Raw genomic sequence first — 23901 nt, 5'->3', positions numbered from 1 at the left:
TGGGTTCGATCATGCGAATTCCTCGCGCGCGTCGGGCGCCGGCGCCTGCATCGACGCGGCAAGCAGCGAGCGCGTATACGGATGCGCCGGCGCACGCAGGACTTCGAGCGTATCGCCCGCTTCGACGATGCGCCCCGACTTCATGACGATCACGCGATGAGCCATCGCGCGCATCACGGCAAGATCGTGGGTGATGAACAAATAGCTGAGCCCGTACTTCTTCTGCAAGCGCGTGAGCAGGTTAAGCACCTGCTGCTGGACAGAAACGTCCAGTGCGCTCGTCGGTTCGTCGAGCACGAGCAGCTCCGGCTCGACGGCGAGCGCGCGCGCGATCGCGATGCGCTGGCGCTGGCCGCCCGAGAACTCATGAGGATAGCGTACGAGCGCATCGGCCGGCAAACCGACCTCCTCGAGCAGCGCAGCCGCCCGCTCGCGCCGCGCTTTCGGCTCGACATCCGGACGATGCACGCGCATCCCTTCGCAGACGATCTGCTCCACCGTCATGCGCGGCGACAGCGAGCCGAACGGGTCCTGGAACACGACCTGCATTTGCGCACAGAGCTCGCGGCGCGCTTCAAAGGTGCGCAATGCCGACAACGGCGTGCCGTCGATCGCGATCTCGCCAACGGCTGCGTGCTGCAAACCGAGCACGGTCGACGCGAGCGTCGATTTCCCCGACCCCGATTCGCCGACGATGCCGAGCGTCTCGCCGCTCCGCAAGGTCAGGTCGACCTCCTGCAGCGCGCGGAACTTCGCGCTGCCGAACAGCGACTTCAAGCCCTTGGCGCTCGTCCGGTAGTCGACTGAAAGGTGCTTGATCTCGAGCACGTTGGCCGCATCGGCAGGCACGCCGTCGACGCAGCGGCGCGGCTCGCTATCGAGCAAACGCCGCGTATACGGATGCTGCGGATTCGCAAACAGCGCTTCCGTCGTATTGGTTTCGACGAGCACGCCCTTCTCCATCACGGCGACGCGCTGCGCGAAACGCTGCACGAGGTTCAGGTCGTGCGTGATGAGGAGCACCGCCATCCCGCGCTCCATCGCCTCCTGTTCCTGCAGGCCGATCAGCAAGTCGACGATCTGCTGGCGCACGGTCACGTCGAGCGCCGTGGTCGGCTCGTCGGCGAGCAGCAGACGCGGCCGGCATGCAAGCGCCATCGCGATCATCGCGCGCTGGCGCTGGCCGCCCGAGAGCTGGTGCGGAAAGCTGTCGATGCGGCGCTCCGGCTCGGGAATGCCGGTGCGCCGCAACAGCTCGATGCCGCGCTCGCGCGCCGCGTTCGGGCGCAGGCCCTCGTGCAGCCGCAGGCTTTCGGCGATCTGCTTGCCGACCGTGTAGAGCGGATTGAGCGCGGTCATCGGCTCCTGGAACACCATCGCGATGTCGGCGCCGCGGATGCCGCGCATCTGCTGCTCCGTCTTGCGCAACAGGTCTTCGCCGTCGAACAGCATCCGCCCGCTCAGCTTCGCGTGCTGCACGAGCCCGAGGATCGACAGCGCCGTGACGCTCTTGCCCGAGCCCGATTCGCCGACGAGCGCCACGCGCTCGCCGCGCGCAATCGCAAGGTTCAGGTCGCGCACACAAGGCCTGTCGCCGAATGCGACCGAAAAATTCTGAATATCCAAGAGCGGCTTGTTCATCACTTGCCCCCTCCGAATGCCGAGCCGCGCGTGCGCGTATCGAGCGCGTTGCGCAAGGCGTCGCCCATGAAGGTCAAGAGAAGCAGCGTGACGACGAGCGCCGCGAACGCCGAAATCGAAATCCACCACGCGTCGAGGTTGTTCTTGCCCTCCTGCAAAAGCTCACCGAGACTCGGCGTCGGCGGCGGCACGCCGAGGCCGAGGAAGTCGAGACTCGTCAGCGACAGGATCGCCGCGCTCATGCGAAACGGCAGGAACGTGATGACGGGCGTAAGGCTGTTGGGCAGCACGTGGCGCCAGATGATCTCCCAGTTCGAGAGGCCCATCGTGCGCGCGGCCTTCACGTAGTCGAGCGAGCGGTTGCGCAGGAACTCGGCGCGCACGTAGTCGGAGAGCACGAGCCAGCCGAACATCGAGAGCAGGATGAACAGCAGCCACAGCGTCGGTTCGAAGATCGACGCGAAGATGATCAGCAGATAGAGGTCCGGCATCGAGCTCCAGATCTCGATCAGGCGTTGGCCGATCAAGTCGGTGCGTCCGCCGTAGAAGCCTTGCAGCGCCCCCGTCAGCACGCCGAACACGACGCCCGAGAGCGTCAGCGCAACCGCCATCAGCACCGACACGCGAAAGCCGTACAAGAGGCGCGAGAGCACGTCGCGGCCGAACTGGTCGGTGCCGAGCCAGTTCTGCGGCGACGGCGGCGCCGGAAACGGCCGCGACGCGAAGTAGTCGATCGTGTCGTAGTAGTTGTGGTTCGGCGGATAGATCGCGAAGTTGCCGTTCGTCGTGATCCGCGAGCGGATGTACGGGTCGAGGTAGTTGGCCTTCGCCGGGAAGTCGCCGCCGAAAGTCGCCTCCGGGTACTCCTTCACGATCGGAAAGTAGTAGTGGCCTTCGTAGCGCACGACGAGCGGCTTGTCGTTGCAGATCGCTTCGCCGAGCAGGCTGACGACGAACAGCGTGACGAAGATCACCAGGCTCCAATAGCCAAGCCGCTGGCTCTTGAAGCGCAGCCACGTGCGCCGCCACGGCGAGATCGACGCCACCGGCGCGGCGGCGGCCACGTTAGCGGCCCATGCGGTCGAATTGGATGCGGGGGTCGACGAGGACATAGCAGACGTCAGCAATGAGTTTGGTTACGAGGCCGATCAGGGTGAACAGGAACAGCGAGCCGAGCACCACGGGGTAGTCGCGGCGGATCACCGAGTCGTACGAGAGCTGACCCATCCCGTCGAGCGAGAACAGCGTTTCGATCAGCAGGTTGCCGTTCAGGAATGCGCCGACGAACGCGGCGGGCAGCCCCGTCAGCAAAGGAATCGCGGCGTTGCGCAGCACGTGCTTCCAGAGCACGTCGCGCTCGGGGGCGCCTTTCGCGCGCGCGGTCAGCACGTATTGCCGGCCGATCTCTTCGAGGAAGGTGTTCTTCGTGAGGATCGTGACGATCGCGAAGTTGCCGACCACCGAGGCCGTCACCGGCAGGACCATGTGCCAGAGGTAGTCGAGCACCTTGCCGATTGCCGAGAGGTCGTCGAAGTTGTCGGACGTGAGCCCGCGCATCGGGAACACCTGCCAGAACGTGCCGCCGCCGAACAGCATCAGGAGCAGCACGCCGAGCACGAAGCCGGGAATCGCGTAGCCGACGAGCACGAGCACGCTCGTCGCGGTATCGAAGCGCGAGCCGTTGCGCACCGCTTTCGCGATGCCGAGCGGCACTGAGACCGCGTAGGTGAGGAACACGGTCCACAGCCCGAGCGAAATCGACACCGGCAGCTTCGACTTGATCACACCCCACACGCTTTCGTGCTGGAAGTACGACTGCCCGAGATCGAACATGACGTAGCTCTTGAGCATCAGCAAGTAGCGCGTGAGCGGCGGCTTGTCGAAGCCGAACTGCTTCTTGATCTGCTCGATCTGCTGCGGATCGACGCCCTGGCTGCCGTGATAGCCGCCGCCACCGCTGCCGCCGCCATCGCCGCCGCGGGCGCTGCCGTGACGCAGCTGCGTCACCATCTGCTCGACCGGGCCGCCCGGCACGAACTGCGTGACGACGAAAGTCAGCGTGACGACGCCGATCAGAGTCGGCACCATCAGCAGCAATCGTCTGAGTATGTAGGCCAGCATGGTGCTTCTCTCCTCACTATTCTGCTCATTGCGCCGTATTCGCCGGCGCGGCGGCCGAGACGTTCTGCACGCCCTGCTGCTTGCGGTACCAGTACTGGATGATCCAGTCTTCGTATAGGTACGATTCCGGGATCGTCTTCGGATAGCCGAGCGTCGTCTTGTAGCCGATGCGCGCGTTCGGCATGTAGTACTGCGGCACGACGTAGTTCTCGTTGATCAGCACCCGGTCGAGCGCGCGCGTGGCTGCTTCGAGATCGTCCAGCGTGGTCGCGGAGAGCGCCGCGTGCACGAGCGCGTCGACGGCCGGCGACTCGATGCCGGGATAGTTCTCCGAGCCCACCTCGCCCGCCGCCTTGCTGCCGAAGCGTCGCTGCAGCTCGACGCCGGGAATCGTCACCGGCGGGTAGATGTAGGTGGTCATGTCGAACTGGAAGCTGTCGAGCCGCTTCTGGTAGAGCGCGCTGTCGATCTCGCGCATGTGCGCGTCGATGCCGAGCGTCTGCAGCGCCTGCGTGTAGGGAATCAGCAGGCGGTCGAAGCCGGGCTCGTCGTCCATGATCTCGATCGTCATCGGCGTGCCGTTGGCGTCGCGCAGCGCACCGTCGCGGTAGTGCCAGCCGGCTTCGGCCAGCAACTCGCGCGCTTTGCGCAGATTGCCGCGCAACGAGTTCGGCGGCAGCGTATTGGGCTGCTGCGTCATCGGTCCGAATACCTCGGGCGGCAGCTCTTTCCTGAACGGCTCGAGCAGCGCCAGCTCCTTCTCGTTCGGCATGCCGGTCGCGCCGAACGGGCTGTCCTGGAAGAAGCTGTTCAGGCGCACATACTGGCCGTAGAACATCATCCGGTTCATCCAGTCGTAGTCGAACGCGAGCCCGAGTGCCTGGCGCACGCGCGGGTCCTTGAACTTGTCCTTGCGCGTGTTGACCATGAAGCCCTGCATCTGCGCGGGGCCGTCCGGGAACAGGCCCTTCGCGAGCAGCCCCGAATTGAAGTTCTTGCCGATGTACTTGCGTGCCCACTGCGTCGCGCTGTATTCGACGTCGACATCGTCGTTCGCGGCCTTGAAGGCTTCAAGCTTCGTGTACTGGTCGAGATAGAGGCGGAACGTGATGCGCTTGAAATTGAACGCACCCGCGCGCGAGGGCAGGTTCGCCGCCCAATAGCCGGAGCGGCGGCGGTAGGTGACCTGCTTGTCGTTCTTGCGCGGTTCGACGAGGTACGGGCCGCTCGCGATGGGCGGCACGGTGGCGAGCTGGTCGAACGGCACGTGCTTGCCGCCGGGCAGAAGGCCCCACTTGGGCGAGAACACCGGCAGGTCGCCCGCGATCAGCGGCGAGCCGCGGCCCGAGTCGTTGAAATCGAAGCGCACCGTCAGGCGGTCGATCACGGTCGCGCTCTTGATCACCGCGAACTGCGACGAAAGCATCGGCGACGCCTGCTGGCTCTTCAGCGTATCGAGCGAGTATTTGACGTCGGCGGCGGTGACGGGGTCGCCGTTCGAGAAGCGCGCAGCCGGATTGATGTGAAACATCGCCGAGCGGCCGTCCGGGGCCACGTCGACATCATCCGCGAGCAGCGGATATTCGGAGGCGAGCTCGTCCCAGCTGCGCTGCATCAGCGTGTCGAACATCAGGTTGCGGATGTCCGGCGCGGGCAGGCCGCGCACGATGAACGGGTTCAGCGAGTCGTAGCTTTGCGACTGGTCGTAGTTCTGGAAATTGAGCTCGCCGTTCTTCGGCGCGCTGGGGTCCGCGTAATCGAAGTGCGTGAATCCGGGCGGATATTTGGGTTCGCCGAATTGCGCGATCGCGGGTTTCGCGGCGGCCGGCAGAGCGTGGACGGCCCCCATCGCCGTCACCGCCGCTGCGCAGCACGCCGCGAAAACCGGCCGCAGCGAACCGTGCTGTCGCGCCATGCCGCGCAGCCGCCGAAACTTCACAAGTTTCATCATCTAGTTGAGCGAAAACGCGTGCCGGTTTGCAACCGGCGCGCTGTTCATCGAATCGACGCCAGGACAGCGGAATGCCATCGGCGGCGCAATGTGGCGGATGGAGAGCCCGTCCGCGCCAGCTTACTTCGATGCGGCCAGCACCCACAAGCGAGCGAGGTCCGCCGAGCCGTCGGTCCCCTTGACGGCGTGGAAGGCCTGCACCGCTTTCGCCTTCTGGCCCGCGACGTAGTACGCCACGCCGAGGTGCAGCTGCGCCTCGTCCGGATGATCGAGGCCGCCCTTGGCGATGGCGGCTCCCATCATCGCGAGGCCATCGGTAGCCTTGCCCGCGTAGACGAGGTTGAGGCCGGCGTCGATCGGCGCGACCGGGTTGGCCGGATCGGCCGGCGCCGCAGCGCGCTTCGCGGCGAGCGCCTGCAGGCGCTTCTCGCGATCCGCGCCCGCGTCATGGCCCAGCACGCCGCTCGCGAAGCCCTGGTCGATCACCTGCTTGGCCTCGGCGGTGCTGTTCGCGACGATCGCCAGCTGCGTCATTTCCATATAGTCGTCAGGCGAGCTCAGCGCGCCGGTGGCGCGGCGCAGGCGGTAGGCGTCGATGTCGAGGCGCGACGAATAGCCCGGCTTGCTGCGGATCGCCGCGAAGAGATCGTCCCAGTACGACTGCTTCGGGTGGAACGCCACGAGCTTTTCGAGCGCGCCGCGATAGGTGGCGCTGTCGCTCACGCGCTGCGAGCAGGTGCCGAGCAGTTGCAGCTGCGACTCGTCGGGCACGCGCCCGCCCTTCACCTGCGCATCGACGCCCGCCTTCAGCAGCGTAACCACGTTGGCGCAATCGTTCGACAAGTAGTACGACTGCACGAGCAGCGTGCGCATGTCGGGATCGCCGCCGCCGGCCTTCAGGTAGCGCTGCGCGACGGCAATGGCCTTCGCGTAGTTCTTTTCCTGGAAGTAGATGCCCGCGAGCGCGGCCGTCGTGCGCTGTTCGTCCTCGCCCTTCAACTGGCCGGAGTTCAGCAGCGTTTCGTAGGCCTGCGCCGCGGTGAGCGCGTCGCCCGCCGCCATCGCCGCCGCGCCGCGCATTTCCTCGACCATGTAGGTCTCGTACGGCGTCTTGTTCGGCACGGCCGCGGCCTGGGCGATCTTGCCGAGCGCGTCCTTGTACTTGTGCGCGCGGTACAGCGTCTGCGCGTCGTTCAGCGGCTTGGCGACGTCGGGCCGCAACGTGTCCGCGTACGAAGCCGACGGCAGCACTGCCGCCGCCATGAGCCCCCCGAAAGCGGCCGCCAGCGCGGCGCGCTTCATCCGATGCTGGATCTTTCGCATTGCGACTTCCTTATTGCATGTACTGCTCGTTGCCGATCAGGCCGATCTTCGTGGCGCCTTCGCGCTGCGCCGTGGCCATCACCAGGGCGACGTCCTTGTACGGCGCGAGCTTGTTCGGACGCAGATGGATCTCGGCCTGCACCGGCTCGGCCGCGACCTGCGCGAACTTCGCTTCGAGCGCGGCCTGGCCCGGAATCGGCGTGCCGTTCCAGGTCATCGCGCCGTCGAAGTCGATGTCGATCTGCACCACCTCCGGCTGCACCGGCGGCGGCGGCGGATTGCCGACCGGCAGGTTCATCTTCACCGCGTGCATCTGAATCGGGATCGTGATGATCAGCATGATGAGCAGCACCAGCATCACGTCGATCAGAGGCGTGGTGTTGATGTCGACCATCACTTCCGGTTCACCGCCGCTCTTGCCCGAAGAGACATTCATTCCCATATTTACCCCCCGCGCGCAGGCGGCTCAGTGATGAACGAAACCTTGGCGATGCCCGCGCGCTCGCACGCGGTGATCACGCGGCCGATGAATTCATAGCGCGTGCTCTGGTCGCCGCGCACGTGAACCTCCGGCTGCGGCGTCTGCACCGATACGGTTTTAAGCTTTGTCAGCAGCGTCTCTCCATCCACATGCGTTTCGTTCCAGAAGAAATCGCCATCGCGATTTACCGCGATCTCGATGCTCTTGGGCGTCGTCTGCAGCGGCTGAATGGTTTCCTTCGGCAGCTGCAGCGGCACCGTGTGGGTAACGACGGGAATCGTGATCAGGAAGATGATCAGCAACACCAGCATCACGTCGACGAGCGGCGTGGTGTTGATGTTGGACATGACTTCGTCTTCATCCCCGTCTTGTCCAACGCTCATTGCCATGGCCGATTACCCCGCGTGCGTTGCGAGAGGCTTGGCGACAGCCGCGCCGCCGTTGCGCGCCGGGCGCCTGTTGCCGGCGAGCAGGACCGTGTGCAGTTGCGCGCCGAACGCGCGCACACGCTCCATCACCGACTTGTTGCGGCGGACCAGGAAGTTGTAGCCGAGCACCGCCGGCACCGCGACCGCGAGACCGATGGCCGTCATGATCAGCGCTTCGCCGACGGGGCCGGCGACCTTGTCGATCGATGCCTGACCCGCGATGCCGATCGCCGTCAACGCGTGATAGATGCCCCAGACGGTGCCGAACAGGCCGACGAACGGCGCGGTCGAGCCCACGGTCCCGAGGAACGCGAGGCCGTCTTGCAGACGGTTCGACACGTTGGTGATCGCGCGCTCGACCGAGGCGTCGATCCAGGTGTTGCGGTCGACGGCTTCGAGCAGCGCTTCGTCGTGATGCTCGCCCGCTTCGATCGCGGTCTCGGCGATGAAGCGGAACGGCGACGCCTCGTCGAGCGTCTTCGCGCCTTCGGCGAGCGTCGGCGCGGTCCACAGCTGCGCGTCGGCAGCCGTCGCGCGGCGGTTGGCGCGGAACTGTTCGAGGAACTTGGTGATCATGATGTACCAGCTGCCCATCGACATGATGACCAAGAGGATCAGCACGAAGCGGGCGACGAAGTCGCCGTTCTTCCAGAGGGCGCCGAGACCGTACGGGTTGTCGACGGTTTCGGAGGCGGCCGGGGCGGGCGGCGGCACGGGCTGGTCGGCCGAAGGCGCCGCGGTTTGCGCAGCCGCCGTGGCCGGCGCCGAAGCGGCGGCCGTGGCGTCGCTCGCTTGCGCGCGCGCCACTTGCGGCACGACCAGGGAACCCACCGACGAGACGCCGATCACCATGCTTGCCGCGAGAGCGGCGAGAGTACGCTTATTCATGTCTGCTCCAGTTCATCCGTGAACTTTTAAAACAACAACAATCGATCAAAAAAGCAGTGCGTTCAGTTCAAGTTGAAAGAGAACGGAACCTGTACGCGGACAGCTTGCCCCTGGGAAATGCAATTGAACTGCTTGACCGCGTTGAACGCCGCACGATCGAGATCGGGATCGGCGGACTGCGCGACGCGCTCATTCGTAACGTGGCCTTGCGGGTCGACTACGAATTCGATCAGGACATCACCGGTGATGTTGTTCTCCTGAGCTTCCTTCGGATACCTCACTTGCGAGCGCACCTGGTCCGAGTTCGGACACACGACACCGACCGCGGTGCTCACCGGCTTGGGCGGAGCCGGCGGCGCTTGCACCGGAGGCGCCTGCACCGGCGCAGACTGAACCGGCGCGGCCTGGTGCGTGATGGTCGGCTGCGGCGGAGCCTGCACCTGGACCTCCGGCGGCGGCACGAACGGCGGAGGTGGCGGCGCGAACTTCGGCGGCGGCAGCTGCACGGTCGGCAGCGGCGGCGGAGGCGGCGGCTTCACCGGATCGATGATCTTGGTTTCGATGGGGTGTTGAATGACCTGCACCACCTTGGTGGCGAGACCGTTGAGCAGCGCGTAGACCAGCACTACGTGCAGCAAGATGACGATGGCGATGCCACCGAAGCGGCGTACCGGGTTCTGCTGCTTCTTCCCGAACTCGCGCGGGCGTCCCAATGACGCGACTCGCGCATTTGCCACCGGAAAATGTCCTTCCACTTTCGTACCCAACTTTGACTCCTCCCGGGCCCGTCCAGAACACGGGCCGCCGCTCCCGCTGACGCTCCGGCCAAGGAGAGGAAGCGGCGGACCCACCTGCTAACCACATAACGACAAACTGCTCACTGCTCGATGCATCAGAACTTGTACGTCGCGCCGATCTGGGCAAAACGGCCCACATACGTGTAGAGCGATTGGTCGTAGCCGTTCTGATCCAACGTGTTGGCGGCGAAGACCGGGTCGTACGGAGGCGTGCGGTTGAAGATGTTGTCGATGCCGCCGTAGATCGTCCAGTTCTTGAAGCCCGTGTACGTCACCATCAGGTTGAACTGGCTGTATGAGCCAACCTTGGCCGGCGCGGGCGCCGGCAGCAGGTTCTGCGCGTACGGACCCGTGAACTCCCAGGTCAGCGCCGTGCTGAACTTGTGGTATGCCCAGCTCAGCGTGGTGTTGCCCTTCCAGCGCGGGAAGCTGCCGCCGAACGGCTGCGAGAGCGTGAAGTTGTTGCCCGCGCCGTCGACCGGACCGCTCGGCAGGCCGAGCTTGAAGTTCTTCACGTAGGCCCAGTCACCCGACAGCGCGAACACGCCGTAGAAGCGCGTCGGCAGCGCCTGGCGGAAGTTGGCCTCGAAGCCGTTCGTGTCCAGGTAGCCGAGGTTCTGGTACGGGATCACCTTGTACAGCAGGTTGCCGTTCGCATCGGTCACGACTTGCGACGGCGTCGTGGCCTGACCGATCACGTTGTCGATGCGGATCTTGTACCAGTCGAGGCCGAAGTCCGTGGTGCGGGTCGGCGATGCCTGGAAGCCAATGTTGAAGTTGCGCGTGCGCTCGGGCGCCAGGTTCGGGTTGCCCGCGGTGATCGACGTGTAGGTCGCGCCGGTGGCCGGATCGACCTGGATGCCCAGCGTGCGCGAGGTGCTGTTCTCGACGAACGTCGGAGCGCGGAAGCCGCGGTTGTACGAGGTGTACATCGTCAACTGCTGGATTGGCTGATAGCGCAGCGCGAAGCGCGGCGAGAACACGCCGCCGACATCGCTGTAGTGGTCGTAACGGCCCGACTGGCTGAACGTCAGGTTGTGGATGATCGGAATGTCGGCCTGGTAGTACACAGCGGCGATGTTGCGCTGGCCCTGCACCGTCTCCAGATCCGGGTTGACGACCGTGCCCGTCAAATATTCGGCGCCCGGTGTCAGCGATTCGCTTTGGTGCAGGAACTGCGCGCCGAAGCCGAGGCCCACGTCACCCGCTGGCAGATGGAACAGCGTCGGCGTCGAAATCGTCGCGTCGACCGTCTCGAGCTTCGAGATGCCCAGGTTGTTCGCGTCCTGGTAGAGGCCGTTGAACGCGTTCGGCGTCGCTGCGGGATTCGCGAAGTTGAGCGTGCCGTTCTGGAAGATGTTGTTCAGCACGTTCGCGTTCAGCTGGTTCGTGAACGTGTTGGACACCGTGCTTTGCGAGTGGCTGGCCGAAGTCGCCCAGTCCCATTCGCCGTTCGGCAGGTTGAACGCCCCCTTCACGCCGGTCGATACGCGGTAGTAGTTCGCGTAGGTCTTTTCCGCCACGGCGTTCGGGAACGCGTAAGTGAGCGGCGTCGCGACGCCGAAGGGGTTGTACTGGTTGCTCGCCGGCACCGTGTTGTTGAACGGGCTCAGCAGGCCCGTCGACGGATTGAGCACGAGCGCCGGCGTCTGCGGATTGCCGATGATGTTGTTCCACAGGCCGTTGTTCGTCGTCGTCGTGTTGTAGCTTTCGAGGACGTCCGCAAACGCGGTGGTGGTGTCGTTGATCTTGAAGTCAGCGTGGATCTTCGCGTTCAGACGCTCCGTCATCGGCGTGATCGACGTGCTCTCGGCCGTGTTGTAGCTGCAGACCGTGCCGCCTAGACCCGCGGCGGCGCCGAGGAAGTTCGAGCTGGCGGGATGCACCGAGCCGCCGAACGGGCAGCCGGCCAGCGCCTGCGCCGCGCCGTTCGTCGTCCAGTACGAAGGCGCGAGCATCGACAGGCCGCCCGGCTGGTTCGTGAAGTCCTGGTTCTTGGTCGAATCGCGGTCGGCCAGCGTGGAGCCGTTGTCCTTGTAGAAGCTGGCCGTGGCCGTCACGTTGAAGCGGTCGGCATTGAGGTCGCCGAAGCCGGCCAGGATGCCGAATTTCGCCGTGCCGTTGCCGCCGCCCTCGGCGATCGTGCTGCCGTAGCTGCCGTCGAGCTGCAGGCCCTGGTAGTCGTGCTTCGTGATGATGTTGACGACGCCCGCGATGGCGTCCGAGCCGTATTGCGACACGGCGCCGGTCTTCACGATTTCGATGCGGTCGATCGAGTTGAGCGGCAGCGTGTTCAGGTCGAAGAACGAATCGACGGCGTTCGAGAAGAACGCGAATGGCGCCACGCGCTGGCCGTCCACCAGCACCAGCGTGTACTTTTCGCTGAGGCCGCGCAGCGCGATGCCTGCCGCGCCTGCCGCGAAGTTGCCGGACTGGCCTTCGCTCCAGCTGTTGGCCGAGTTGGCCGCGGTGTCGCGCAGGAAGTTGGCGACGGTCGTCGCGCCGCTATCCTGGATTTCCTTTGCCGTGACCGTCTGAACCTGGTTGAAGCCGACCTTGTCGGCGCTGCGGATCAGCGAACCGGTCACCTCGAAGCGCTTGAGCTGGGCGACGCCGTTGTTCACCGTGCCGGACGGGGAGGACGCGGACCCGTTCTGCGTTGTCGTGGAAGCCGCCGGTGCGGCGCCCGTCTCCGCCGGGCTCGCCGCGGCGGCCTGCGCCGCGGCCGCTGGGGTCGTTGCAGCGGGCGTTGAATCGTTTGCGGGAGCGGGCTGGCTCTGCGCAAATGCGGAAGTGCCGAGCGCCGCCGACAACGCTAGTTCAGCCCAAAGTATCTTTCTTATGGCTGATGCCAAAGTCCTCTGTTTCATCGTACCCCTTCTCTCTTGTCAAAAGGCCAACCCGTTGCGCGACAAGACGTGTTGCGCCCGCGCGCTTCTTCGTGCGACGTCAGGCGCCGCGCTTTTTTCAATTGCGCCGCATGGGTAATGCGGCGCAATTGAAGCAACAACGACTCGTATGCAAATCGCCTATACGAAGCTATCTCGAACTTAAAATAGGAATACTAAAAAATTACAAATCTTTTAATTTGGCTCTAAAACCAGTTTCTAAGTGTTTTCCCTTAAAGCAGCCGGCAGAAGGCAGCAAAAGTCCCTGCGATCGACTATCCGCATTTCGAACACCGCTGATTCGGAATCCTTACAACAAGATACGGACGCGTCCCGCAGGAACGCGCCGGCTACAGCTACATCATGAAGCTCAAAACAACCGCGGCGTGCCGACCCAAACCACCAGGCTCTCTTCGTTCGCGGCATTCACCCAACCATGCGGGACGGTGGACTCGTAATGCGCACTGTCACCGGCATGCAACACAAACGTCGTACCTTCTAACGTCAGGGAGATCTGGCCATGAAGCACATACAAGAACTCTTCTCCTGCATGCGTCGTCATTTCCGACGGCGCCTGTCCGGCCGGCATCCTGACCAGGATCGCCTCCAGTTGCCTGTCGCCCGAGACATTGGTCAAGCGGGCAAACAGATTCGCTGAATCGGCGAACCCGAAAAATTTCAACTCGTCGCTTCGGCAAACCGACTTTGCTTCGGTTGGCGTATCGACGAAGTACTGCACCGTCACCCCCAGCGCTCTAGCAATGCCCGCCAGCGATGTGATGGAGGGCGTTGCACGACCGCGTTCAACTTGCGACAGGAACGGCTTTGAAATACCAGCGGCCGTTGCCGTCTCATCGAGCGTGCGCTGAAGCCTCTTGCGCAGCGCCCGGATTTTCCCGCCTAACACCAGCGAGGCAGTCGCCTTGTCTTCAGGTTGCGGAACCATATCAGGACAGAATCCGACAGTCAAAATTTGTTTGATATAAGTAAATTATGTTTTCTATAGCCGATTCTTGAGCGTACCGGACGGGTGTCGACCGTGAGCTGTCCTCTGTTTTGAAGGTGCGGTGAGCGCTTAATAAATTGGTGCAAAGCGCACCAAAACGAAACGCCATTTGCGCCGCAACAATTTCAATAAGATTCATTTCTGCCGCCAGAATATTGGCTTGCAGCGAACGCCTCATGCCGGAGCACGGGCTTTCTCGCCGCACCGCATCAGTGCGGCAGTCTATGCTCGATGCATGCAGCGAGCCTATGCAACCGGTGCCGCAAGCCTCGGCGACGCGAAGATAGCAGGTCAAAAATCGGCATCAAACTTTGTTTGATTGATTTTAGTGGTTTGGAGGAGACTGCCTAATTAGAGCGATTATTCGAATTACAGATTAATCGCATCGCCTTTCAATATTCATACGCAGCTTTTAATCGCCTCCGCAATACGCCTCGAGCCGATAGCCGTCGGGGTCGATGACGAATGCGGCGTAGTAGCTCGCGTGGTACTCCGGACGCAATCCCGGCTTGCCGTTGTCGCGTCCTCCCGTGCGCAACGCCCCCTTATGGAAGTCATCGACATTCTTGCGGCTCGCAGCGGAAAAGCAGAAATGCAGGCCCGAGCGCATGTCGGCCGGAACCGGGTGCTCGCTCGGCGAGATCCAGAGCCCGACTTCGTCGAGCCCGTAGCCCAGCATGCCGGGCGCATCGTGCAGGCAGCGGTAGCCGAGCGGAGCCAGCGCCGCATCGTAGAACGCCTTGGATTTCGCGAGGTCTCGAACACCGATGGAAATGTGGTCGAACATGTTCACTCCCTCCTTGCCTTGAAGAAGGCGGATGATCCGAAAAACGGCGATTCGATTGTGGGCCGCATGCGGCATCGATGCTTGGGGAAAATTGCTCCGGCAACGCTATACTTTCGCCCCCTCCATCGCCTCGCTCGTCATGAAGAAGTTTTTCGCCAGCCTGCTCATCGCATTCGCCGCACACGCAACAGCCGCGCCGTCTTGTACGCAGTTCGTGCCCAACGGCCAGTTTCCAGTCCTGACCAATGCCAAGCTCGCGCCGAAGACGCGCATGCTCTGCTATTCGGATTTCGCACTGTTTCACTCGGGCGTTTCGCACGGACCGCTATGGTCGGCCGAGTATTTGACGCGCGCCAATCTCGACGCGGCGAAAGAGCAGGTTCGCACCGACAAGTTCTACGAAGAGCCGGCCTTGCCGCCCGGCGAAGGCGCGACGCTCGCCGACTATCGCAGGAGCGGCTTCGACCGCGGCCATATGAGCCCCGCCGGCGACCGCTGGAACGACAAGGCAATGGCCGAGTCCTTTACGCTCGCCAACGTCGTGCCTCAGAATCGCGTCAACAACCAGCGCCTGTGGTCGCGCATCGAAACCGCGGTACGCAAGATCGCGCTGAAGTACGGCGAAGCATATGTCGTGACCGGACCGCTCTACACGGGTGGCCAATTGCAGACCATCGGCGCCACGCGCATCTTCGTGCCAACGCAATTGTTCAAGGTGGTCTACGTGCCGTCGAAGAACATGGCGTTCGCCGTGGTGACCGAGAACGTCGATACCAGCCGCTACGACACGAAGACCGTCCACGAACTCGAGGCGATGAGCGGCATTCGCTTCCCCGGAATTCCCGAATCACTGAAGGACCAACGCATCGGAGGGCTGAAAGGTGTTTGACGCATACGCAAACGACGACGACGTGCTGAGCATCGAAGGCGACGCGCTGACGATCTCGAACGGCACGGCGCGCATCACGATCTCCGGCACGCTCGACATCGCCAAGGACAAGCGCGGCCTCAAGGCGGCGCTCGCCTTGCAGCAAGCGATCGGCAGCGTGGTGGCCGCGCTGCAGGCGGCGGAGCTGCCGGAGAAGGTGAAGGACGAGCCGCCCGAGCCGACGGGGAAGACGGACAATCCTTTTGTCTGAGCTTGCCTGAGCGCCTGCCGCCAAGGTGCGCATAGTGATAGTGTGACGAGGCCTTGCAAGCATCGGTTTGCAAGGCCTTTGTCACAAGGAGGCAGGAATGAAACTGTATTACGCCACCGGCGCGTGCTCGCTGTCGCCGCGCATCGTGCTGCAGGAAGCAGAAATTCCGTTCACGGCCGTCAAGGTCGATGTCTCGACTCACACGCTGCAAGACGGCGCCGACTACTACACCGTCAATCCCAAAGGCTACGTGCCGGTGCTCGAATTCGACAACGGCGAGCGCCTCACCGAAGGCCCGGCGATCGTCCAATACATCGCCGACCAAGTCCCCGAGAAGAAGCTCGCGCCGGCCAACGGCACGATGGCACGCTATCGCCTGCAGGAAGCGCTGAACTTCGTGACCTCGGAGATTCACAAGTCGTACTCGCCGCTCTTCCGGCCGGAGATCGACGAGACCACCAAGGCCTTCTACCGCACTCGCCTGCGCACACGCTACGAGCTGCTCGACCGCCAGCTCGCGGGCAAGACGTACTGGTTCGGCGATACGTTCAGCGTCGCCGATGCGTACCTCTTCACGGTGACGAGCTGGGCGCCGCACGTGAAGGTGGACTTGAGCGGACTTGCAGCGCTCGATGCCTACATGCAGCGCGTTCGCGCGAGGCCTGCGGTGCAGGCTGCATTGAAGGCCGAGGGCCTCACGGCCTGACGCTCGAGTTTCGCCACAGCGTTCGTGTTACGCGCGATTCCGGCCCTCGCGGCCGGGATCGTCAATTCTCATCGATCTTCGGTATTGCCGGGGTTCGACGGCCCAGGCCTGCTCGATGACGGATCACTCGACACCGACGCAGCATGTGCCGGAGCTGGGCGAGGCGTCTGCGTCGCTTCGCCCTCGATGTCTTCACGAAGCCTATTGAGCCTCATTGCTTCGTCCACGTGCGTGCTGGGCCGAAATAGCTTCTGTGCATAACCGCTGAAGCCGCTTCGCTGGGTGCCCGTGCTAGCCGCTCGCGCTTCCGCTTGTTTTTTTTCGTTGTGCTCGCGCCACTTGCCGTCATCGCGCAATTGCGTCCGGAGGCCCGCTGGGCGCTTTTCGGTGTGAGCCAACGCGGCCGCATTGATTTGCCGCGTATTGCCGATAATTGCTGCGAAAGCGTCGAGCAACGGACGCCCTTCTCCGCAAAACCATTCGGCGCGCTCATCCACCGTCTTCAACGTTTGCAGGTGATCCCGTGCTTCGTTGATCTTCGACCTGCCTATCAATCCACTGAGATCGATCTCCTCGTTGAGCGCGGGCGCCGTCTGGAACGGCGTGGCGCCTTTTGCCGTCGAGCCGGGCCCATGGCTTTCGACGCGCTTCGCAACCTCGCCGATCCGGGAGAACGTCGGAGATGCGTAGTAACGGTGGAATTCGCCGGCTTCCGGTACTGGCGTCCGCGCCAGATTATTGCCTGCAGTCCCTTTCGCGTCCAGGAATGCCTGATAGCGCTCTACCGTATCGACGATCGTGCTCTGGGAGCCGAAATAGCCGTTACGCACGTGCGGGTTTGTGTCTAAGAGTTGCTTGAGCTTGGCCCCATCCGTCTTGGCTTCGGTCAGCAGCGCATCCAGCTTCGGGTGCTGCAGCATCAGATAGCTGAGATCGGAACCCATGATTTCGCTTTGGAAGCTCTGGGTGCTGTCGGTGAACGACACGCTCGGCTTGAATGTGCCGACATGGGTAGGCACCACGCCGGACAAGTTCGTGCCGCTATTCCGGCTATTCAGTACGCGAACGTACTGCAAGTTCAGTTTCCCCGTGTCGAGACCCATTTTGTGCGCGGCGCTGGTCGGCAGTCCCTCGGTCTGAGGCGCCTGGCGGAACTTGACCACGACAGTGCCGGCGTCGGTGTTGTCCAGCACCACCCCCTGGAGTTGCCGAGTCAATGCCGCAAGGTCGAGCTTTTCGAAATCGGAGGAATGGCCGTCGTTCACTCGCTTGGCCGCCTCGATAACGGCTGCTGCAAGCGAAGCGCCGACGAGCGGCGCGCCGCCCTGGACATTGAACGTGAACTGCCAGAACTTGGCCTGCCGGCTCGGATTGATCTGATCGGTCGCGTTCTGGAACTTGGCTTGGGCATTGAGCACCACCGTGCCGGCCTGATTCGCTATCGAGATCGGGCCGAGCGACTTGTCCTTGCTGGCCAATATGCTGCCGAGCGCGTTGGTGGACGCGCCGCCGGAAATCTGCGCCGTCACCTCGGCATCCCAGCGCGCCCAGAGCGCGGTTTCCTTGAGCGGTCCGTTCTTTTGCACATCGTATTTCTTGAGCGGCAGATAAATACGATCGAGCATCGTACGCGTCTCATCATATTTGGCATCGGCGTTGAGGATCGCGTCCTCGTGTGCGGGAGTGGCCTGCAAGCGAGCGGCCTGTGCGGGATTGGCCCGCTCGGCCAGCTCGTGCTTGGCGAGGCCGATATGCGTGCCGACGCAACCCAGCGCGAGGCTGATGCTCGCGTGACTGCCCGCAATGAACTCCGCGGGGTTCTTGAGCGCGCGCTTCTCGTCATACGCTCCGTTCCAGACCTGCTTGTTGATTTCCTGGAATGCCTTGAGGCGCTCGCCATCCAACTGGCGGCGCTGTTCGGCGGGCATGTTCCCGTCGCCTTTTGCGAGCAGCGGCGCCGCATGCTTGATGAGGGCGCGGTAATGGTCCCCGAGCTCCTTCGCCAGATCCGCCGCCTCGTCGAGGTGCTCCGGCTTGGGGTCGGCGATCACATGATGAAACTGCTCGGGCACGTCCGCCACGTCGCCATAGTGGTGGCTCTGTGTGTTCGAGAACTGGGCGCTCGGCGTGTTTCCGTTGTGGCCGTCCAGCTTTCCCCGTACCTGGTTATAGAGATGCAGCCCTGGCGCAGGGGAATCCGGATCGCACAGCCTGTCGATCTCTTTGTGGATACCGAGGGTTGCCTTGAGGTCCTTGTGATGCGCAGGGTCCAGCAGCTGGTGCGGCGCGCTGGCACTCTCGACGAAGAATTGAACCAGGTTGGTCTTGAAGTTGACGTCGAAATTGATCGACCCTTCGGCATTGGGGTTGTCGCTGCTCGACTTGCCGATGTTCGCGTCGGCGCCGGCGGTGTATTGGCGGAATGCGGCAAGGCGGTCCGCATAGGCGACCGAATCCGGCACGTCGCGGCGCGTCGCGATGGGGAAATCGGGCGCTGCCCCGTTTGCGGACGGCTGCGTACTCCGGTCCTCCAGCACCTGGTCGATCGACGGGTACGCCGCCTTGACCAAGCTTTGGAAGTCCCCGCCCTTCTCGTCGTCGAGAGCCTTCGCCAGCAACGCCATCTTGAACTGGTTGAGACCCTTCGCGATTTTCTTGTCGTTGAGGTAATACGGGCGCCCGGCCTCCGGGGTGTAATTGCGCCCGCCGGCAAGCTTCGCCGTTGCGTTGTAGATGCGCTCCCCGCCATGCACGAGCTTGCGCATCTTCGGCCCGGCCGAGTTGTTCCATGAACGGTTCGCGTCCATGTTCGAAACCAGCTTGACGAGTTGCTGCAGATCGTCATGTTCGAAGTAGACGCTGCCGCCGCTCACGCCTGCCTGTCCCGACACCTGCGCGGCCCACTTGTGGATCTTGCCGCCGAAGCCCCCCTTGGCCAGGATGCCGAACGACTCCCAGAAGTCGATATCGCGATCGTCGTCCGCGGAGATCGTTCTGCCGCCGCTCACGCCGACCTGAACGTTCGCCACGGCAGGATGAAGCGGCGACCAGCCGAGGCTCGCGCCCATGCTCGTGGAAGCGTTCGGGCCCGAGATGCCGTGGCTGATGCCGGCCGCCGCGCGTTCGAGGTTTTTGACTTCCCGCTTGGCGTATTCGTCGCCGATGTCGTTGGCGGCCGCGCTCAAATGGGTTCGCTTCATCTCCGTCATCAGGCCGGATACGAGGTACCAGGTCGCGGCTTCCTTGCGCGGCCCGTCGCCGCTCACTCGCGGCCGGTCGAGATACTTCGCGAGCGTTCGCGCGGTTTTCGAAGCGCGCGCGAAGTTGTCGCGCAAGGCGAGGCCGAGCTCGTCGGGACTCAGCTTGCTGTCGTCCGCGGCAAGCTTGGACACGTTGTTCAATTCCGCGACCAGCTGGTTGCGGAGCGCCTGGCTCCTGGGATGCGCGGCGACAACGCCGCTCGGCAACTTGGGCAGTGCGTCGATCAGGGCGCTGGCGGTCTCGCGCATGCGCGGCTTGTCGAGCTCGCCGGAATAGGGATTGATGACCGGTCCGCTGGGCGGATGAGCGGCCGTGGTGGAGCCGGATGGCCCGACGACCGGGCGCGGGGGAGTCTCGAGCGTCGTCAGATCATTCGCCCCAGCGCGTTGCAACCCGTTAGCCGACGTTTCGCCGATGGCATGAGACGTTCCCTGAGCGTTGGCCGAGTGCTCAGAAGCCGCAGCGTAAAGCTCTTGGTCAGGATCCTCTTCGATCGTGGTGAGAGCCCGCTTTGCGCTCCTGAAGCTCGTTTCGCCCTTTGTCGATATGACGTCGGCCGCATGCGACCCGCCACGCCCAAGCGCCCCGAGCGAGGTGGACTGGCCGGTCTTCGTCGCCTGTTGCGGCTGCCACTTCGCTGTTTGGCGCAACTCTTCAGGGCTGCGCCGCACCTCGACGATCGCATCGGGATTTTCGCGAAGGTACGCATCGATGGCTGGGTCCCCTTCCGTAAAGATAGGGCGGCCCAGTACATCGTGCGATGCGGGCTGGCCGGTCTTTGCCGCCTGTTGCGGCTTCGGCTGCTCACTTTGGCGCTTGTCGATGGAAGTGCCCGCCCGTTTATTCTCGGCGTCGGATGTCTTTCCGCCCTCCCCCGACACGACAGCGGCCGCATGCGACCCGAGCGATGTGGACGGAGCGGTCTTCGGCGCCTGTTGCGGCTGCCGCTCCGCTCTTCTGGCCAACTCGTTCTGAACGGCAAGCCTCCCCGATCCGCTCAAATGCGGCATCTTCGAAGCGAGCTCCAGCTCGCCCTTGCTCATGCCTCTTACGGCCCTGACTTGATTCGGTTTCGGTTGCGACTTCGAGTTCGTCGAGAAGCCACCCGTCAAGTTCTGCAGCACGCCCCCGACCGCAGGTGCCTGGCGTGTGCGAACAGCCTGTTTCGGCTGCTGCCCGACGTTACCGTCCTCGGTGCGCGTCGAGCTGCTGCTCGAAGGTCCGGTAATTTTTGAAAAGAAGGATGGCATCGCGAGCACCCGCGGTCTGAAAGTCACGAAAATTTAATGAACGGTTCAATCCTAGGCCTCGATCCGTCTGATCAATTTCGCGCCGCGAACAATCATCACCAAATGCGAAGATGCCTTTTGGCTACACCCCGCCTTTTCGGCTACACCCCGTCACGGACGCCGCAGCGGGGCTCGTCAATCCCGGGCCGCCAGTTCCGCGCACTGCCCTGCCTCCCAGCCGCCGCCCAGCGCGCGATAGAGCGCGACCGCCGCGAGCGCGTGCTCGCGCTTGGCCTGGTTCAGCGACTCCGAATCGCGCAGATAGGCCTCCTGCGCCGTCAGCACATCCAGAAAGTTTGCTGCACCGCCGCGATACAGCTCGTCCGAAAGATGCAAGGCCTGATTCGACGCATCCAGCGCGCCGCCCAGACGCACGACTTGATCCGAACTGCTCACGATGTCGCTGCGCGTATCCTCGACTTCCTTGAGCGCCTGCAGCATCGTCTGCCGCAACGCCAACTGCGACTCGCGCATCCTGCTTTCGCTTTCGCCGATATTCGCGGTGATCCGCCCTGCGTTGAAGATCGGGCTCGTCGCGTTCAGCGCCGCGCTGAACAGGTTGTCGGTCAGCGTCGGCAAGCCGAGATAGGACGACGCCAGCAAGCCGTCCGCGAGATTCAGCCGGAACTGCGGATAACGCTGCGCCCTCGATACGCCGACTTCGTCGGCACGCTGCTCGACCAGCGCGTACGCCTCGCGCACATCGGGGCGGCGCAGCAACGCGTCGGAAGGCAGCACTTGCGGCACGCTTTGCGCAGGCACCGGGATAGGCTGCGCCGCGCCGGGCAGCAGACCGTTGACGCTTTCCGGCGTGCGGCCCGAATAGACCGCGATCAGGCTCAACTGATGCTCGACGTCGGACCGCACGCGAGGAATCTGCGCTTGCAGATCGCTCAACTGATTCTGCGCGCGAGCGACATCGAGCTGCGTCGACAAGCCGAAATGCAGCCGCTCCTGTGTCAGCTTGAGCGCCCTCGCCCGAATCTGCTCGTTCTCGTCGAGGATCTGCAATTCGGCCTGCGCCCAGCGCAGATCGATGTAGGCCGCTGCTGTGTTGGCCGCCAGCGCGAGACGCAACGCATTGAGCGCTTCCTGGCGTCCGCCCGTTTGCGCCTCGGCCGCAAGCACCGTCAGGCGCTGGCCGCCGAATACGTCAGGCGTCCAGCTCGCCGCGACGCCGAAGCCGGCCTGCCGCACGTAACCGAGCGGCGGCGGCGTGTTGATGCGCTCGTCCGAAGCGGTGGCGGTGGCGTCGAGCTCGGGCAGCAGCGCCGCGCGGCGCTGCACCGTGATCGACTGCGCCTGCTTCACGCGCTCGACAGCCGCTTGCACGTCGAGATTGTCCTGCAGCACCGACTCCACGAGCTGATGCATGACCGGATCGCCGAATTGCCGCCACCAGGCATCGGCATTCGCGGTGTCTTGCGGCGCGGCGACATCCCACGTTTGCGGCGCAACGGTGCTGACCGTTTGCGAAAGCGTGTCATGCGCAGCGGGGGGCACGGCGCAGGCCGCGAGACTCAACGCCGCGACTACGCCGGCAATCGCATTGGCAGGGTTCGAATTCATGTCATGGACCTCGATGGACATCAGTGCGCGTCAGGCGGTGGAGCCGTGTTGATGCCGAACGGTCGCGACAGCAGCACGCTCCCGAGCGCCACCACGAAACACAGCGCCAAGGCAAAGAAGGTGTCGGAAAACGTCAGCACGAGCGCTTCGCGCAACAGCAGTGCATGCAGCGTGCCGAGCCCCGCGCCGGCGGCGTTGAGCACGTCGCCGCCCACTGCGGCGAGATGCGCCGTCTGCGCTTGGAGAATCGATTCGACGACGGGCCGTCCCGCATTCAGGTGCTCGTCGAGCCGCTCGTAATGCAAGTTCAGCCGATCGTTGAGCATCGTGCTTGCCACCGCGATGCCGATCGCGCCGCCGAGATTGCGCATGAGGTTGAACAAGCCGCTCGCCGACTTCAGCCGCGACGGCGGCAGCGAACCCAGCGCCATCGTGACGATGGGCGGAATGCAGAACTGCTGGCCGAAGCCGCGCAGCGCCTGCGGAATCAGCAATTGCTGCCAGCCCCATTGATTCGTGAGCGGCACGTAGAGATAGCAGCCGAGGCCGAACATCACGAGGCCGATCACGAGCAGCCAGCGCATGTTGAGCACGCGCGTGAGCAGCGAGTAGAAGACGAGCCCGAGCAACTGGAAACAGCCGACCGACAGCAGGGCCAGGCCGATCTGCAACGAATCGAAGCCGCGCACGCGCGCGAGGAACAGCGGCGTGAGGAACACCGCGCAGAAGATGCCGATGCCGGTGATGAACGACAGCAGGCTGCCGACGCCGAAGTTGCGAATCATGAGCGCCCTCAGGTCGACGATCGGCTCCTTGGCGGTCAGCGCATGGACGATGAACAGGAATCCGCAAATCGCGGAGATCCAGGCGCAGGCGACGATCACGTCGTCGCTGAACCAGTTCTTGCGCGGGCCCTCTTCGAGCACGTACTCGAGGCAGCCGAGAAAGCCGCAGCTCAGCGCGATGCCGAGATAGTCGCCCTTCTTCAGCAGCGAATGATCGGCTCTGTCGAAATCGACATAGCGCGGCACCAGAACCGTCACCGCGATGCCCGGCACGAGGTTCAGATAGAACAGCCAGTGCCATGACCATTGCGACGTGATCCAGCCGCCGATCACGGGGCCGAGCGTCGGCGCGAGCGTCGCGAGCGCGCTGATCGTCGTCGAGGCGATCAGGCGCTGCTTCGGCGGGAACAGCACGAACGCGGTGGTGAATACCGTCGGGATCATCGCGGCGCCGAGCGCGCCTTGCAGGCCGCGGAACAGGATCATCGAATTGATGTCCCATGCGAGGCCGCAGAGCATGCTCGTGATCGTGAAGCCCAATGCGGAGGCCGCGAAAACCCAGCGCGTCGAAAACACGCGCGTGAGCCATCCGGTCATCGGGATCACGAGGATCTCGGCGATCAGGTAGGACGTCTGCACCCACGACAGCTCGTCCTGGCTCGCGGACAAGCCACCGCCGATGTCGCGAAGGGACGACGCCACGATCTGGATGTCGAGCGTCGCCATGAAGAACCCGAGGCACATCAACGAGAACGCGAAGACTTTGGTGCGCGTCGGCAGATCGGCGGGGTTCATGACGGCGGGTTTTGCCGTGCTCATGATCGAAGTCGCGGACGAGGCC

18 protein-coding genes are annotated in these 23901 nt (G+C 63.8%); 3 read left to right on the top strand and 15 right to left on the bottom strand.

What is annotated here, in order from left to right:
* Window positions 1-9 precede the first annotated feature (9 nt).
* The 12 genes from FAZ69_RS14840 to FAZ69_RS14785 all read right to left on the bottom strand — a co-directional run bounded on the left by FAZ69_RS14840 (window position 10) and on the right by FAZ69_RS14785 (window position 14311).
* Entirely contained in the window at window positions 10-1641 is a 1632-nt protein-coding gene (locus FAZ69_RS14840; RefSeq protein WP_136895750.1) for an ABC transporter ATP-binding protein, read from the bottom strand.
* Entirely contained in the window at window positions 1641-2753 is a 1113-nt protein-coding gene (locus FAZ69_RS14835) for an ABC transporter permease (protein WP_136895748.1), read from the bottom strand. Before FAZ69_RS14835 ends, FAZ69_RS14840 begins: the two co-directional genes overlap by 1 nt.
* Window positions 2707-3762: a microcin C ABC transporter permease YejB gene (locus tag FAZ69_RS14830; RefSeq protein WP_136895746.1), complete on the bottom strand. Its 1056-nt coding sequence runs from the start codon at window positions 3760-3762 to the stop codon at window positions 2707-2709. Before FAZ69_RS14830 ends, FAZ69_RS14835 begins: the two co-directional genes overlap by 47 nt.
* Before the next feature lie 25 nt (window positions 3763-3787).
* Complete coding sequence (locus tag FAZ69_RS14825; protein ID WP_136895874.1) at window positions 3788-5710, bottom strand: extracellular solute-binding protein; 1923 nt, start codon at window positions 5708-5710, stop codon at window positions 3788-3790.
* Window positions 5711-5833: 123 nt separating this feature from the next.
* A complete protein-coding gene (locus tag FAZ69_RS14820; protein ID WP_136895744.1) occupies window positions 5834-7036 on the bottom strand; it encodes a tetratricopeptide repeat protein in 1203 nt (400 codons plus the stop codon).
* A 10-nt stretch (window positions 7037-7046) separates the two neighbouring features.
* Entirely contained in the window at window positions 7047-7478 is a 432-nt protein-coding gene (locus FAZ69_RS14815; RefSeq protein ID WP_136895742.1) for an ExbD/TolR family protein, read from the bottom strand.
* 2 nt (window positions 7479-7480) lie between these two features.
* Window positions 7481-7906 (bottom strand): ExbD/TolR family protein, encoded by a 426-nt coding sequence (locus FAZ69_RS14810; RefSeq protein ID WP_136895740.1) that lies wholly within the window; start codon window positions 7904-7906, stop codon window positions 7481-7483.
* A 6-nt stretch (window positions 7907-7912) separates the two neighbouring features.
* Window positions 7913-8833 (bottom strand): MotA/TolQ/ExbB proton channel family protein, encoded by a 921-nt coding sequence (locus FAZ69_RS14805; protein WP_136895738.1) that lies wholly within the window; start codon window positions 8831-8833, stop codon window positions 7913-7915.
* Between the two features lie 62 nt (window positions 8834-8895).
* Window positions 8896-9600: an energy transducer TonB gene (locus tag FAZ69_RS14800; protein ID WP_136895736.1), complete on the bottom strand. Its 705-nt coding sequence runs from the start codon at window positions 9598-9600 to the stop codon at window positions 8896-8898.
* A 125-nt stretch (window positions 9601-9725) separates the two neighbouring features.
* Window positions 9726-12500 carry a TonB-dependent receptor gene (locus FAZ69_RS14795; protein WP_136895734.1) on the bottom strand — a complete coding sequence of 925 codons (2775 nt, stop codon included), beginning with the start codon at window positions 12498-12500 and terminating at the stop codon, window positions 9726-9728.
* Window positions 12501-12888: 388 nt separating this feature from the next.
* Window positions 12889-13464, bottom strand: coding sequence for a helix-turn-helix domain-containing protein (locus tag FAZ69_RS14790; RefSeq protein ID WP_136895732.1), 576 nt, complete (start codon window positions 13462-13464; stop codon window positions 12889-12891).
* A 472-nt stretch (window positions 13465-13936) separates the two neighbouring features.
* Window positions 13937-14311 carry a VOC family protein gene (locus tag FAZ69_RS14785; protein WP_136895730.1) on the bottom strand — a complete coding sequence of 125 codons (375 nt, stop codon included), beginning with the start codon at window positions 14309-14311 and terminating at the stop codon, window positions 13937-13939.
* A 139-nt stretch (window positions 14312-14450) separates the two neighbouring features.
* Here FAZ69_RS14785 and FAZ69_RS14780 point away from each other — a divergent pair, with 139 nt between their 5' ends.
* The 3 genes from FAZ69_RS14780 to gstA all read left to right on the top strand — a co-directional run bounded on the left by FAZ69_RS14780 (window position 14451) and on the right by gstA (window position 16156).
* Window positions 14451-15200 carry a DNA/RNA non-specific endonuclease gene (locus tag FAZ69_RS14780; RefSeq protein ID WP_136895728.1) on the top strand — a complete coding sequence of 250 codons (750 nt, stop codon included), beginning with the start codon at window positions 14451-14453 and terminating at the stop codon, window positions 15198-15200.
* The gene (locus FAZ69_RS14775; protein WP_136895726.1) at window positions 15193-15450 is read left to right on the top strand and encodes a hypothetical protein; all 258 of its coding nucleotides are present in this window, start codon (window positions 15193-15195) and stop codon (window positions 15448-15450) included. The genes FAZ69_RS14780 and FAZ69_RS14775 overlap by 8 nt, the downstream gene beginning before the upstream one ends.
* 97 nt (window positions 15451-15547) lie before the next feature.
* Entirely contained in the window at window positions 15548-16156 is a 609-nt protein-coding gene (gene gstA / locus FAZ69_RS14770; protein WP_136895724.1) for a glutathione transferase GstA, read from the top strand.
* 68 nt (window positions 16157-16224) lie between these two features.
* Here gstA and FAZ69_RS14765 read toward each other — a convergent pair whose 3' ends face one another.
* The 3 genes from FAZ69_RS14765 to FAZ69_RS14755 all read right to left on the bottom strand — a co-directional run bounded on the left by FAZ69_RS14765 (window position 16225) and on the right by FAZ69_RS14755 (window position 23879).
* Window positions 16225-20667, bottom strand: coding sequence for a type III effector protein (locus tag FAZ69_RS14765; protein WP_136895723.1), 4443 nt, complete (start codon window positions 20665-20667; stop codon window positions 16225-16227).
* 174 nt (window positions 20668-20841) lie between these two features.
* Window positions 20842-22275 carry an efflux transporter outer membrane subunit gene (locus FAZ69_RS14760; protein WP_136895721.1) on the bottom strand — a complete coding sequence of 478 codons (1434 nt, stop codon included), beginning with the start codon at window positions 22273-22275 and terminating at the stop codon, window positions 20842-20844.
* Between the two features lie 20 nt (window positions 22276-22295).
* Window positions 22296-23879, bottom strand: coding sequence for a DHA2 family efflux MFS transporter permease subunit (locus FAZ69_RS14755; RefSeq protein ID WP_206171204.1), 1584 nt, complete (start codon window positions 23877-23879; stop codon window positions 22296-22298).
* Window positions 23880-23901 lie beyond the last annotated feature (22 nt).

The sequence above is a fragment of the Trinickia terrae genome (assembly GCF_005144415.1).
Taxonomy (GTDB): domain Bacteria; phylum Pseudomonadota; class Gammaproteobacteria; order Burkholderiales; family Burkholderiaceae; genus Trinickia_A; species Trinickia_A terrae.
This window is presented reverse-complemented; position numbering and strand designations above follow the sequence as displayed.